The sequence below is a fragment of the Drancourtella massiliensis genome, from assembly GCF_016900655.1.
In the GTDB taxonomy this organism is placed as follows: domain Bacteria; phylum Bacillota; class Clostridia; order Lachnospirales; family Lachnospiraceae; genus Sellimonas; species Sellimonas catena.
The window spans coordinates 1-13,630 of sequence record NZ_JACJKH010000003.1; the positions used below are offsets into that span (position 1 = coordinate 1).

At 45.7% G+C, this 13,630-nt stretch carries 14 protein-coding genes; 9 read left to right on the forward strand and 5 right to left on the reverse strand.

The window, feature by feature from the left end; genetic code table 11:
• Positions 1-351: 351 nt before the first annotated feature.
• Together H6A32_RS02020 and H6A32_RS02025 are read right to left on the reverse strand one after the other, a co-directional pair.
• A complete protein-coding gene (locus tag H6A32_RS02020) occupies positions 352-837 on the reverse strand; it encodes a glycosyltransferase family 4 protein (protein ID WP_346342222.1) in 486 nt (161 codons plus the stop codon).
• A gap of 149 nt (positions 838-986) precedes the next feature.
• A complete protein-coding gene (locus H6A32_RS02025) occupies positions 987-1,883 on the reverse strand; it encodes an AraC family transcriptional regulator (RefSeq protein WP_204863623.1) in 897 nt (298 codons plus the stop codon).
• 207 nt (positions 1,884-2,090) lie between these two features.
• Between H6A32_RS02025 and H6A32_RS02030 the strand changes: the two genes are divergently transcribed.
• The 3 genes from H6A32_RS02030 to H6A32_RS02040 are packed head-to-tail and all read left to right on the forward strand — an operon-like array spanning position 2,091 to position 4,663.
• Positions 2,091-2,855, forward strand: a complete 765-nt coding sequence (locus H6A32_RS02030) for an ABC transporter permease (protein ID WP_243424833.1) — start codon at positions 2,091-2,093, stop codon at positions 2,853-2,855.
• Positions 2,856-2,859: 4 nt separating this feature from the next.
• Positions 2,860-3,651, forward strand: coding sequence for an ABC transporter permease (locus tag H6A32_RS02035; protein WP_204863625.1), 792 nt, complete (start codon positions 2,860-2,862; stop codon positions 3,649-3,651).
• Positions 3,652-3,667: 16 nt separating this feature from the next.
• A complete protein-coding gene (locus H6A32_RS02040) occupies positions 3,668-4,663 on the forward strand; it encodes an ABC transporter ATP-binding protein (protein WP_191427761.1) in 996 nt (331 codons plus the stop codon).
• A gap of 56 nt (positions 4,664-4,719) precedes the next feature.
• Here the strand turns inward: H6A32_RS02040 and H6A32_RS02045 are convergent, their stop codons facing one another.
• Positions 4,720-5,925 (reverse strand): MFS transporter, encoded by a 1,206-nt coding sequence (locus H6A32_RS02045; RefSeq protein WP_204863626.1) that lies wholly within the window; start codon positions 5,923-5,925, stop codon positions 4,720-4,722.
• A 177-nt stretch (positions 5,926-6,102) separates the two neighbouring features.
• Here H6A32_RS02045 and H6A32_RS02050 point away from each other — a divergent pair, with 177 nt between their 5' ends.
• Together H6A32_RS02050 and H6A32_RS02055 are read left to right on the forward strand one after the other, a co-directional pair.
• Positions 6,103-7,053, forward strand: coding sequence for an AraC family transcriptional regulator (locus H6A32_RS02050; protein WP_138374091.1), 951 nt, complete (start codon positions 6,103-6,105; stop codon positions 7,051-7,053).
• Positions 7,054-7,140: 87 nt separating this feature from the next.
• A complete protein-coding gene (locus tag H6A32_RS02055) occupies positions 7,141-7,932 on the forward strand; it encodes a helix-turn-helix domain-containing protein (protein ID WP_204863627.1) in 792 nt (263 codons plus the stop codon).
• Between the two features lie 108 nt (positions 7,933-8,040).
• On the opposite strand, the gene H6A32_RS02060 is transcribed toward H6A32_RS02055, so the two are convergent.
• Positions 8,041-8,568: a methylated-DNA--[protein]-cysteine S-methyltransferase gene (locus tag H6A32_RS02060; RefSeq protein WP_204863628.1), complete on the reverse strand. Its 528-nt coding sequence runs from the start codon at positions 8,566-8,568 to the stop codon at positions 8,041-8,043.
• A 268-nt stretch (positions 8,569-8,836) separates the two neighbouring features.
• Here H6A32_RS02060 and H6A32_RS02065 point away from each other — a divergent pair, with 268 nt between their 5' ends.
• The gene (locus H6A32_RS02065) at positions 8,837-9,481 is read left to right on the forward strand and encodes a site-2 protease family protein (RefSeq protein WP_243128577.1); all 645 of its coding nucleotides are present in this window, start codon (positions 8,837-8,839) and stop codon (positions 9,479-9,481) included.
• Positions 9,482-9,547: 66 nt separating this feature from the next.
• On the opposite strand, the gene H6A32_RS02070 is transcribed toward H6A32_RS02065, so the two are convergent.
• On the reverse strand, positions 9,548-10,195 hold the full coding sequence (locus tag H6A32_RS02070; protein ID WP_204863629.1) for a YesL family protein: 648 nt from the start codon (positions 10,193-10,195) through the stop codon (positions 9,548-9,550).
• Between the two features lie 162 nt (positions 10,196-10,357).
• Between H6A32_RS02070 and H6A32_RS02075 the strand changes: the two genes are divergently transcribed.
• The 3 genes from H6A32_RS02075 to rplI all read left to right on the forward strand — a co-directional run bounded on the left by H6A32_RS02075 (position 10,358) and on the right by rplI (position 13,610).
• Positions 10,358-11,005 carry a hypothetical protein gene (locus H6A32_RS02075; RefSeq protein ID WP_087166692.1) on the forward strand — a complete coding sequence of 216 codons (648 nt, stop codon included), beginning with the start codon at positions 10,358-10,360 and terminating at the stop codon, positions 11,003-11,005.
• Between the two features lie 131 nt (positions 11,006-11,136).
• Positions 11,137-13,161 (forward strand): DHH family phosphoesterase, encoded by a 2,025-nt coding sequence (locus tag H6A32_RS02080; protein WP_346342223.1) that lies wholly within the window; start codon positions 11,137-11,139, stop codon positions 13,159-13,161.
• Positions 13,158-13,610 (forward strand): 50S ribosomal protein L9, encoded by a 453-nt coding sequence (gene rplI, locus H6A32_RS02085; RefSeq protein WP_087166694.1) that lies wholly within the window; start codon positions 13,158-13,160, stop codon positions 13,608-13,610. Before H6A32_RS02080 ends, rplI begins: the two co-directional genes overlap by 4 nt.
• Positions 13,611-13,630: the final 20 nt, after the last annotated feature.

Here is a 13,630-nt window from a genome sequence, read left to right on the forward strand (position 1 = left end):
CGTTCGTATAGGAAGAGTGGTTTAATGCGTTATAGAGGGATAAAAGATTGTGTCTGTCCCGGAAAATCATACGGAAAAGAGTGTCTTTGTACTTTCGGTTGACAGGTTTTCCCAGGGACCGGTTCCGTTTTTTTGTTTTAGATGTGATTTTTCTTTGTTTTTTCTTCATAGGCAGAAGCCTCCTTTGATTTGAAAATAGAATGGAATCAATAGATAATAAGAAATGCCTCCCGCCTTGTAGGAAAAGGCGGGAAAGAATATGCCCCTAGTATAGCAATAGAGGAGATAGAAATCAACAGTCATACTATTAAAACTGTCTTATTATAGAGAGGACTGCCTGGAAACGAGCACTTATTTATTAAGTACACATTGATATAGCTCGATGAACCTGTCGCCCATTTGTTTTGTACTATAATATTGTCTGGCCCGGTTATAAGCGTTTTCTGCTACAGCGTTTCGTTCCGGAGTATGACTGAACCAGTAGCGGACAGACTGAGCCAGTTGAGCTGAATCATCACAGTGAAAGAGGGCTCCGGTGATTTGATCGACAATCATTTCCCGGTTGCCGGGACAGTCAGAGGCGATCAGGAACACATGGTTTGCCATCCCTTCAAGTAGTGTGTAGGAGCAGCTTTCCGTTTTAGAAGGCAGGATAAGAATTTGATATTGATTCAGAATTTGGCCGATATTTGAACAGAATCCATGCAAAATACAGGTTTCCTGTAAAGAATTCTGCGCGATTACCTTTTTGATTTCCGATTCCATTGGACCATTTCCATATAAATGTAAATGGATCGGTTCCTGATTCAGCTGTTTTATGGCATTCAGAAGTATCATGATATTCTTTTCTTCTGAGAGTCTTCCGGTAAAAACAAGATCTTTGGCATTGGGATTGACATGTGTGTTGTGACGCCGGAATAGTGATCCAGACTGTCAATCAATAAAATTTTCATAATCTTTTTCTCCTGATATATAGAATTACTAAATTAAGAAAACCAGTTTGGAAACCGTTTCTTATATTCAGACGGCGAATATCCCGTTACCGACTTGAAAAGTCGGGAGAAGGAAAAAGGATTTTCGAGTCCTACTGCATTTGCAATGACCTGCAGGGAATAATCTGTATCTACAAGATAGATTTTTGCTTTCTCAATCCGCAGTTCTGTCAGATACTGTTTCGGTGTTTTGAAGTATTTCTGCTTAAAGACCGCGGTCACATAATGAGGATTTAGATGCAGATAATCGGCAATGTCTTGAATCTGCATATGTTCATTGTAGTGCCGGTCAATATAGGCTTTGATCTGCTTCGGATACGGAGCGGAGGAAATATCCTCCTGATCCTTGTGGTGTTCCGCAACAAGGCTCGAAAACATTTCCTTCAGCAGACCTTTCAGCTTGAGATGGCCGGATGCGGTTTTTGCTTCCGAAAAAAAGGTAAGAGGAAAGTCTTCGGGTGTAAATCTGGCTCCACCAGGAATACGCCGGTCGGTGAAAGCGAGGAACTTCATGATCATTTTTTCGTAAAAAGTGACATCCTGTATGTCGGTAACGAATCCATCTCCAAAAAGAAGGTTCGTATAATAGCCGGCCTGAGTCCCCTGATAACCGATCCAGCAGTATTTCCACGGGTGGCGGAAATCAGCCTGGTAGGCAGCATTTACGCCTGCGGGAATCAGAAACGCCTGGCCTGGCTTGACCGGATATTTTTTCTCTTCGATCTGCAGAACACCGGAGCCGTCTAAAACAAAGTGGATCAGATAATAACGCCGGATACGCGGGCCGAAAATATTTCCGCAGACACACTGATCGATGCCGCTGGATTGAAAAGCAAGATCCAGAGAATCTTTTTCTACAGCATTTAAAAATAAATCCGAATTCTGTAACATGATATCCCCCTTTTCTATATAGTGACTTGATTATACAATTTCGCAATGCTAAAAGAAAGAAAAATTGCAAAAAAGAAGAAAAATCTGAGAAATGGCAATGTTTATAGACAAAACAGCTATGGATGCAAAAAGGCATTAATGATAGAATCATACCAATGGGAAGGGAGTGAGAAAAAAGTTATGAAAAAGTTATATTATCTAATCAGAATGACGTTTCAAACAAAATTTGCATATATCAAAGCCTTCTGGTTCAATATTTTCGGAACGGCGGTCTCGATTCTGATTTACTATTTCCTCTGGAAATATGTATTTCAATCCAGGGACGAGCTGAATGGATTTACGGCGGTGGAGATCACGACTTACGTGATTATTTCCAGACTTCTGTCCTCGCAGTTTTCCGGCGGAATCAACCGGGAGTTTTCCGAGTGGGTCCAGAAAGGCAATATTGTGGTTGAGCTTCTGAGACCGGTACCGCTTGTATTTACGCTCTTTGGAAAAAGAGTGGGAGAATTCCTTTTCTTTATCCTTTTCAAAGGAATTCCAGTCAGTATACTCGCAACCTTTATTTTAGGCGGAACCGGTCCGGATGGCGCAGCAAACTTTGCATTGTTTCTTATCAGTGTCTTTATTTCCATCGGACTGATGTTCTGGATTGAAGTGATGGTGGGGCTGATTTCGTTCTTTACACTGAATTCATACGGGATTGGTTATACGAAGACGGCGCTGATGTCGATTCTTTCCGGCGGGATTGTACCGCTCTTTCTTTTCCCGGAAGGTGTGGAAAAGGTGTTGGACTATATGCCTTTTGCCGGGATGGTCTCGGTGCCGGTTCACATTTATCTTGGAAAATACACGGCCGCAGAGGCCTTTTCCTTTATCGGTCTTCAGATTATCTGGGTGGCACTGCTTGGAATCGGAGTGATGGCATTTTACCGGTTCGCAATCAAAAAAGTTGTGGTACAGGGAGGTTGATGGTATGAGATGGAAATACTATGCAAAGCTCTGGCTTTGCTATATGAGAATCGGGCTTCTCTGCATGACCCAGTACCCGGCGGACACATTGATCTGGCTGATTTCCATGATTGTCCGGGAGGCCTGCGGGTTCATCGGAATTCTGGCAGTAGCCAGTGTGACGGGAGGCCTTGGCACATGGGGATTTTACGAGATCTGCTTGTTGTTCTCCATGTGTGCGGTAATTGAAGCAATCGGACAGGCATTTTTTGACAATGTCTGGTCTATCGATAAGATGATACGAAGAGGTGAGATGGATGTATTCCTGATCCGTCCGGCGTCACCGTTTGTGCAGATGCTTGGACAAATCATGCATTTTCAGGCAGTGTTAAGTATGGTAGTCTATGTAGGAATTCTGGCGTGGTCTATTCATGGAATCGGCCTTTCTGTGGGAGTCCGGGAGATTGTGCTGCTTGTCGAATATGTGATTTTCGGGACGGTCATCAACTCCGGAATTTACACGATTTTTAACAGTTTGAATTTCTGGATCGTGCAGGGCGATGACATTGCGGTTCTCGTGCAGACCTGCCGGGAATTTGTCAAATATCCGCTTCAGGTATTCCCTGCGGCGATACAGGGATTTTTCACCTACGTTCTGCCGCTGGGGTTTGTGGCCTACTATCCGGTGCTTGGTCTTCTTGGAAGAACCGATATGCCGGTCATGATCCTTCTGCCGTGTGTGGCGGCACTGGTAGCCGGAATTGCGGCTGTGATCTGGCGGCTGGGCCTGAAGGGATATAACAGTACAGGAACGTAAGGGGGAAGAAGTTTCTATGCAGATTGAAGTGAATCATTTAGTAAAAGAATATAAAAGGAAAAAAGATCCGGGCTCCGTGGGGAAGGCTCTGGCATCCATGTTTCATCCGCAGTACGATGTGTTCCGGGCGGTAGATGATATCAATTTTCAGATCCGGAAAGGTGAGGCAGTGGGTTATGTCGGACCAAACGGGAGCGGGAAGTCTACAACGATTAAAATGCTTTCCGGAGTGCTGACGCCGACAGCCGGAAAGGTGCTTGTCAATGGACTGGAGCCGTCAAAAAATCGGATGAAGGTTAATAAACATGTCGGCGTTGTATTTGGAAACCGTTCCGTGCTCTGGTGGGACGTGCCGGTCATCGAATCTTACCGAGTGCTGCAGCAGCTCTACGAGATTCCGGAAAACCGATTTCGTCAGAATCTGGAGGAGTTCACGGAACTGATGGAAATGGAAGAACTTCTTGGTACACCGGAGCGACAGCTGTCCCTTGGCCAGAAGATGAAATGTAATATTGCGGCGGCATTTCTTCACGATCCGGAGATCGTTTATCTGGATGAGCCGACCATCGGACTTGACAGTGAGTCCAAATATAAAATCCGGAAATTTATCCGGCGGATGAATGAGGAGAGGAAGACGACCTTTATCGTGACATCTCATGATTTTCAGGACATTGAGTCGCTGTGCCGCAGAATTATCCTCATCAACCATGGGAAACTGGTTGTAGATGATAAAATTGAAAATGTCCGGAAAAATTTTGACCGGAGAAAACAGATCCGTCTGGAACTGGAAAACAATCCATGGAATCAGAAAACCGTATTCGAGATTCCGGGAGTGGAAATTCTGCACTCACAGGAATCCGAACTTGTGCTGGAATTTGACAGTGAAGAAAATGACAGCATCCGTATTATCAACCTGATAGCGGAGAAAACAAGAATCCTTGATGTGTCCATCAACGGACAGGATATCGAATCCATCATCCGGGATATCGTAAAACAGGATAACAGAAAATAAGAAAAGGGCGTATCGTACGAAGCTTATGCTTTCGCACATGGTACGCCCTTTGACAGTTATTGTTCTGCAGCACAGGACATCTGTTTTTGGGAACCTGCCATTTTCAGCAGGCAGGTAGAAAGAATTAGGACCACCGGGAATATACAGGCGGCCAAAAGGCCTGCTTTCAGGCTGTCGCCGGAACTTTCCGTTACGAATCCGACGATGCCGGGGCCGATAGATCCTCCAAGATCACCAGCCATTGCAAGCAGTGCGAACATTGCTGTTCCGCCAAGAGGAATACGGGAGGACGATATACTGATTGTACCCGGCCACATGATTCCGACAGAGAAGCCGCACAGAATGCAGCCGGCAAGCCCCAAAGCGGGATGCTGCCCCAGTGCCGACATCAGATAGCAGACAAGACAAAGTGCGCCGGAACCGATCATGAATTTGAGCAGATCTATTTTTTCGCCGTATTTTCCGTAGAGGAGACGGCTGAGTCCCATAGTAACGGCAAACAGAGAAGGGCCGGCAATGTCTCCGATGCTTTTGGAAATTCCAAGAGCTGATTCCACATAGGCGGATGCCCACTGAGCCATGGAGATTTCACTTGCTCCCGCACAAACCATCAGGACAATGGAAACCCAGAAGACCGGAATCCTGAAAAGCTTCCGGATTCCCCTGGCTTCCCCTTCTTCTGCAGGATGCCGGATTGGACAAGTAGAAAAGTTGTACACATTGTATAATGGGATCAGAGCCCAGATACATGCAAGAATCCGCCAGTTTTCTATGCCGAAAATGGCAAAAAATGCGGTTGAGAACAGAATAACGCCGACTGCTCCCCAGCAGTAAAAGGAATGAAGCAGGCTCATCACGCTGTCTTTCCTGTCGAAAGGACAGGCTTCCACAATCGGACTGACAAGTACTTCGATCAATCCACTTCCGATTGCATAGATGATGGCACTGAGAAGAATTCCGATGTACGGATCACCAAGAAGCTCCGGCAGCACAGTCAGCCCGATAAGGCCGGAAGCCGAAAGAATCTCGGAAGCCACCACGCTCTTCCGGTAACCGATGCCGTCTACGAATCTGGCGCAGAACAGATCCACAAGCAGCTGTGTAAAGAAAAATGCTGTGGAAATGAATGCAATCTTTCCAAGAGGTATGTTGTAGGTGTTGTGGAAAGTCAGAAACAGCAGAGGAGCAAAGTTTGCACAGATTGCCTGTGTTACAAATCCAAGGTAACACGCGGTGAGAGTTTTTTTATATGGATTTTTCATGATTTCTTCCCCCTGTGATTATTATGATTTATCTAGGGGTTTCCGCTCCGGGACTGTTGTTTCCCAAAACGAAAACCAACTGAATTATATCGTACCACATTACGCCTGTCATTGAAATATATCACATATTTGTTGTATAATATCGTAAACGACAGTGCCTTTAAGGAGTGAGAAGCTATGAAGTACGGCAGACAAAGTAACAAAATCATGACCGATGACAGTCTGATGGAAACAGTCCGGCATGGAAACAGCAGTTATCCGTTCCATTATTACTATGAAAATCTGGCTGAATTTGACTTTAATTGCATCGAGTGGCACTGGCATGTCGAAGTGGAATTTGTTCTGGTTGAAAAAGGCACAGTGAGGTGCGAGATCGGGGAAAAGCAGTTCTCTTTGCTGGAAGGAGACGGACTGTTTGTAAATTCCAGAGTGTTGCACCGCTTTTATTCGGAAGGAGAAGCGGTAGTGCCGAATTTTGTATGCCATCCGGTATTTATAGCGCCGCAGGACAGTTTGATCTTTGACAGGTACGTGCTGCCTGTCCTCTCTTCTGCTCTGGATTGTCAGACTTTTGAGGAAAACATATCCTGGCAGTCCGAAGTGCTGACACTTATGAGGGAAACTGTCCGGATTCAGGAGTCGGATTCCGGAAAAGAACTGCTGACGTCGTCGCTGCTTCAGAAGATCTGGTATCTGATGTATGAAAATCTGGAGACGGATCTTGCGGGAAGGAGAATGGATACATCTGTTTCTTCTCAGGCAAGGGTACAGTTGATGATGCAGTATATTCACCAGAATCTGGCGTCAGGTATTTCCCTGAGAGATATTGCCGATCAGGCACTGGTTAGTAAAAGCACCGCGCTCAATCTTTTTCGCCGGTATCTACATACAACACCGGTGGACTACCTGAACAGCTGCAGACTGAAAGAAGCGGCAAGGCTGCTTACGTCCACGGAGAAAAATATTAAAACAATCTCGAAAGAGACAGGATTTAATCACGAGGATTATTTTTGCAGAAAGTTTAAGCAGCACTACAAGGTAACCCCCACTGAATATAGAAAAGACAGTTTGAAAAAAATTTCAAGGCAGGATAACCATGTGAAATCCTGTACTGCAACCTCAGGTTGACAATGTTCCGTCTTCGGTTGCTGGAAAAAATGCCGGGTTTCGGTTAACCTGTAGGCAGACAAAATCAGAAAGGCAGGATATACAGGTATGGAATTATCAGAAAAAATTCAGATGCTCCGGAAGAAGGAGGGGCTTTCGCAGGAAGCATTTGCGGAGAAGATGGGGGTCAGCCGCCAGGCAGTCTCAAAATGGGAGCTTGGAGTATCCAAGCCGGACGTGGATAAGATCGTTATGATGAGCACTCTGTTTCAGGTGACTACAGATTATCTTCTGAAGGACAAGCAAGAAGAACAGACGGAGAAAGTGGTGTATTACAGAGAGGTCAGGCCGTGGCATTTCGAAAAGAAGAGCAGACACACACTGTTTGGACTTCCTATCTATCATATCTGTTTTCAGGGAATGAGAGAGAGCGGAGGGCGCTTTCGGATGAAGATGGCTCCGGCAAAAGGAATTCTGGCAGTCGGGGTGCGGGCTACAGGAGTTGTCAGCATCGGAGTATTCGCAAGAGGCCTGGTCGCGATCGGAGCAGCGGCGATGGGGATGATTTCCATAGGAGCGGCGAGTCTTGGCATTCTGGCTCTTGGAGCATTTGCCGCAGGAATCATTGCGGGAGGCAATCTCAGTGTGGGAATCGTTGCGTTCGGCAATCTTGCGGTGGGGATGTACGCCATCGGAAACTGTGCTGTCGCGAATAAGATCGCTCTTGGTAATTATGCCCATGGGCATATTGCCATAGGTAATACAGTCAGTGGAATGAAAGAAATTCTGCTGAAGGACGCGAACTTTACAGATATGGATCCGGAAGTGGTACGCAGCATGATTCTGCAGGAATTTCCAAAGACATGGCCGATGATACAAAAACTGTTTACGATGTGGTAAAAATGCGTGCCGCCGGGGAGTGAGATTCTCCCTGTGCGGCACGCGCTGTTTAATTGGATTCGGAAGAAGCCGTCTCCGGCTTGCGACGGCTTTTCTGACTGCCATCGGTTATTTCTCCTTCGCACGATGCCGGCTGGCCGGAAGTTCGGCACCCTCCAGCGTGAGCAGACTGATTTTTTTATCAATGCCTCCGGCATAACCGGTCAGGCTGCCGTTCGTTCCGAGGACACGGTGGCATGGTACAATGATAGAAACCGGATTGTGTCCCACGGCACCGCCAACAGCCTGGGCGGACATATGATCCAGACCTCTTTTTCGGGCAATCTGACGTGCGATGTCTCCATAAGTAGTCGTTTTCCCGTAAGGGATTGTGCAGAGAATTTTCCAGACCTCTTTTTGGAATTCTGTTCCCATAAGGTGCAGAGAGACAGGGAAATCCGGATTTTTTCCTGTGAAATAAAGATCGAGCCAGCGCTTTGCATTAGATAAAAGCGGAGTTTCACGGTCTAAACACTTGGCATTCAGAGAAAGAGCAAAATATTTCTGCCCTTCAAACCATAGACCGGTCAGGCCGGTATTGTCTGCTGCAAGAAGAATCCTGCCGAGCGGAGACTGGTAATGGCTGGTGTACTGCATAAGATTTCTCCTTTTATTCCGTTATGAGTTACTGCTCACCCCGAGCCGCCGGAAGCTGCATCTTACATGCAAACATGACGCTGCATTTTCCAGCATCCCGGCACTGTGTGAACAGTAATTATTTTAGCACAATTTAGAAAAATTTTACATTGTGCCGGTTGATAATTGTGTCATATATGCTAGAATCAAAGAATATATGTAAGAATGGAAAGGAATGTGATCAATGTATCTCAATTATTACCTGCAGCAAATAAGATATATTTTATATATGGCACCGGTACTGCTGATTGCGATTACTGCCCATGAGTTTGCACATGGCTGGATGTCGGAACGCCTGGGAGATCCGACACCGAGAGCCGACGGGCGTATGAGCCTGAATCCGCTCAGGCATCTGGATCCGGTCGGAACACTGTGTCTGATCTTCTTCCATATGGGCTGGGCAAAGCCTGTAAGGATTAACACAAGATATTACAAAAACAGGCGACAGGGGATTATTTTGGTATCCCTTGCCGGACCGGTGATGAATTTTATTCTGGCGTTTTTGTCGGTTCTGTTAAGCGGCCTGATTATTCGTTTCGGAGACGCAAATTCGGAACTGATGCAGGTGTTATATCTTCTCTGCTATTATTCTGCGGTGATGAATACCGGACTTGGAGTCTTCAACCTGATTCCGTTTCCGCCGCTTGACGGATCCAATGTACTGGAACAGCTGGTGCCGAGAGTCGGGTACTTTTATCAGAGAATCCGGCCGTACCGTTCCCTGATTCTATTGATCCTCCTTGTGAGCGGTGTCTTAAGCCGTCCGCTTATGAATGCGAACAGTACGATTCTGGGAGGAATGTGGGAGATTGTGCAGAGAATCCTGGGATTTGGCGTGCAGATACAGTCATCGGGCGGAGGTACGATTCTTTAAAAATGTGAAGAAGAAAGCGAAAGCCAGAGAGGGAAATCCTGCTCTGGCTTTTTACAATGGACAAGTTTATTCTGCTGCCTCTTTTTCCTCTTCCGGATCGTATTTTTTAAAGATGCGGTTGAATAAAATGCAGCACATGTAGGCAGTCACGGAAAAACCGCAGATCATGCTGATGGCGATAACAAGGCCAAAAGTGGTCGTAGAAGCAGTAAGTAAAAATCCGATCAGTGCAAAGTAAGCGAACATGATGAGAGTATATGGAAGATGGCCGATACTCATCAAAAACGCATTTCGGACAGCCTGCTTTGTCGTACAGATGTAATGCGAGATAATCGGGAATACATACAAAAACGCTGCTGCAAATACAAGGATAATCATCAAAAGCAGCAGCTGAATCACCCGGAACATGGTGCCACCTACTGAGGCTGCAATTATATAATCATAACGGAAAAACAGAAATACAGCAACGCTGAGGAGCCACACAATGGTGCTCTGTTTAAAATTTGCTGCAAAAGCTTTGAAAAATCCTTTGACAATGTAAGGCTCTTCCCGGCGGACCAGTTTCAGCGCGATTGTATTCAAGGCACTTAAGGATGCTCCGATTGTAAACAGAGGAACACAGCTGAAGATAAAGACAACGTTCAGAATCAACATGTCGCAGACTTTGGAAAGAAACTGCATAAAAGGATTTTCCGGACTAAACAAACGACTCATAATAACCTCCTTATTGATCCCGCCATGGGCGGACCGTTAAAACACAGTATAGCGAAAAAACAGGTAAAAATCAACAAAATAGACCAGATACACAAAAAATTCACTTGCCATATTGATGAATATTCATCATAATAATAGAATACAACAACAGGAGGAAACATCATGCTGGACAGAAAGTACGAGCGTCAGATGAGCGGAAAAGAAAAACGGAAATTTGAAGCGGAAAAAATGCGGCAGATGACGCTGAAAGAGAAAATTGAATATTTGTGGATGTACTATAAAATTATTTTTCTGATACCGGTGATTATCGGAGTTGTTATTTATCTGGGAGTCACCATGTATCAGGGAATTACCCGTGAAGTGCTGCTGAATCTGACAATCACGGGCGGAACAGGCACGGAATTGACAGATCTTGAAGAGGATGTCAAAGATCTCCTTGGTACAGGGAGCAGCAAAGAGACGGTGGAGATCAATTCCAACTTAAGCGGATCGGCAGATGATTACAACAGCAATGTTGCCCTGTCCACACTCATTGGTGCGGAATCGGTCGATGTTCTGATCTGCACGGAGGAAGTTTATGAACAGTATAATGATCAGAATGGCTTCGTGAATCTGGAAGAACTGCTTTCGGAGGAAGCACTTGCGGGCGGAAAAGTACAGGGGGATGCGTTAGTCCTTGAGAAGAATGACTACATGACAGAAAAAATGGGGGTTTCCTACGAACCGGCTTATGTCTGTGTCATGGAAAATGCAAAACATAAAGAGAATGCGGCAGCATTCGTTGAAATGCTTCTTGAAAATGTCTCCTGATCCGTTCAGGAGATCCAAAACGGATAAACCGCTTTAAAAAAGCGCTGAAAAGTGGTATAATAAACCTTGCAACTTTTGGATTTGAGGACGTAGAGATGAACAAAAAAGGAACTATTCATTTTAAAGGCCAGTTGAAGTTGTATATGCAATGGCCGGCGATTATGACGATTCTCCTGATTGCCATGAATATCTGGATTTACATGGTTGATCAAAGTGCAGGTTTTCTGATGAGTGCATTCGTCATCGTCTATGCGATTATTGCGTTTATCCTGTATTTTTATAACAGGTCCCTGCTTATGGCAGAGCTTGTGGAGTTTGCCACTCAGTACGGCGGGGTACAGGACATTCTGCTCAGAGAGTTGTCGATTCCATATGCCATCCTGATGGATGATGGAAAGATACTGTGGGGGAACAGCCAGTTTGCCGAAGTGATCGGACCTGGACTAAGACCGGATACCTACTTGAGCAAGTATATTCCGGAACTTAACAGGAGCGTATTCCCAAAAGAGGAAAAGGAGACGGTACGGCTTGAAGTCACCTATATGGGACGGGATTACTCAGTGGATCTGCGGAAGGTTCCGGTATCCGGATTCAGCCAGAAAGAACCGATTCTTGAACTGCCGGAGGGGAAAGAGTATTTTGTTACCCTCTATATGAATGATATTACAGACCTGAATCAGGCTGTCGCTGAGATTGAAGACCAGAAGCTGGTGGCAGGACTGATCTATATTGATAACTATGACGAGGTTATCGAAAGTGTCGAGGAAGTAAGGCAGTCCCTGCTGATTGCGCTGATTGACCGTAAGATCAACCAGTATGTGGCAAGGATGGATGGAATTGTCAAGAAGCTTGAAAAAGACCGCTATTTCATTATTGTAAAAAACTTTTATTTCCACAAAATGGAGGAAGACCATTTTTCCATTCTCGATGATGTAAAAGAAATCAGTGTCGGGAACAAGATTCCGGCGACACTCAGTATCGGTCTTGGCTTCAGCGAAGACACCTATGGACAGAGCTATAACTATGCCCGTGTGGCGATCGATCTTGCGCTTGCAAGAGGCGGGGATCAGGCGGTCATTAAAGACCAGGACGGCATCAAGTACTACGGCGGCAAGCGTGAGCAGATGTCGAAAAACACAAGAGTAAAGGCAAGAGTAAAGGCAGAGGCGCTCAGAGAGTTCATGATTGCCAAGGATCAGGTGCTGATCATGGGACATAAGCTTGGAGATTCAGACTCTTTTGGCGCGGCAATCGGAATTTACAAGGTTGCGGAAAGTCTGGAAAAGAAGGCGCATATTGTAATCAATGAGATTACGGTATCTTTGAGACCGCTTTATAATGAGTTCATGGAAAATGACCACTATCCGGAGGATATGTTTGTCAGTTCCCAGGAAGCGCTGAGGCTTGTGGATGATAATACAATGGTTGTTGTCGTGGACGTAAATAAGCCTCCGATTACGGAGTGTGAAGAGCTTCTTGGAATGGTGAAGACGGTTGCGGTGCTTGATCATCACAGGCAGGGCAGCAAGGTAATTGAGAACGCGGTGCTTTCCTATATCGAGCCGTATGCGTCATCCACATGCGAGATGGTAGCGGAAGTTCTGCAGTATATTTCGGACGATATCAAGCTCGACCCGATCGAGGCAAACTGCATTTACGCAGGGATCATGATTGATACGAACAACTTTACGAACCGGACCGGCGTCCGTACCTTTGAGGCGGCGGCATTCCTGAGAAGAAGCGGCGCGGATATTACACATGTACATAAGATTTTCAGGGATGATCTGGCAGCATACCGGGCAAAGGCAGCGATTATCGGTCAGGCTGAGATCTACAGAGAATGCTTTATTATTGCAAAAGGAGCAGGAGAAGATATTGAGAGTCCGACGATTGTAGGAGCGCAGGCGGCCAACGAGCTTCTGAATATCAGTCAGGTAAAGGCAGCCTTTGTTCTGACAGAATATCACGGAAAAGTTTATGTGAGCGCGCGTTCGATTGATGAGATCAATGTACAGATCATCATGGAGCGGATCGGCGGTGGAGGACATATTAATACTGCCGGCGCTCAGTTTGAAAATACGGATCTGGAGGGCGACATCGAAACGCTCAAACAGGTCATCGATGATATGATTGAAGGAGGAGACATCACAGTATGAAAGTAATTTTACTGGAAGATATCAAGTCACTTGGAAAAAAGGGTGAGATCGTGGAAGTCAGCGACGGCTACGCACGGAATGTCATCCTGAAGAAAAAACAGGGAGTGGAAGCAACAAGCAAGAACTTAAACGACCTGAAACTGAAAAAAGCGAATGATGCCAAGATTGCACAGGAGCAGCTGGAAGCAGCGGAAGCCCTGAAAAAGGAAATCGAGGCAGAAGATAAAAAAGTAGTACTGAAGATGAAAACGGGAGAAGGGGGAAAGACATTTGGCTCCGTATCTTCCAAGGAAATCGCGGCAGCAGTCAAGGAGCAGCTGGGATATGACATTGATAAGAAAAAGATTCAGATGAAAGAGCCGGTGAAGTCACTTGGCATGCACCGGATTCCGGTCAGACTTCATACAAAAGTGACCGCTGAACTGAAAGTATCTGTTCAGGAAGAATAGGCCGATCGCCTGGAGAGCAA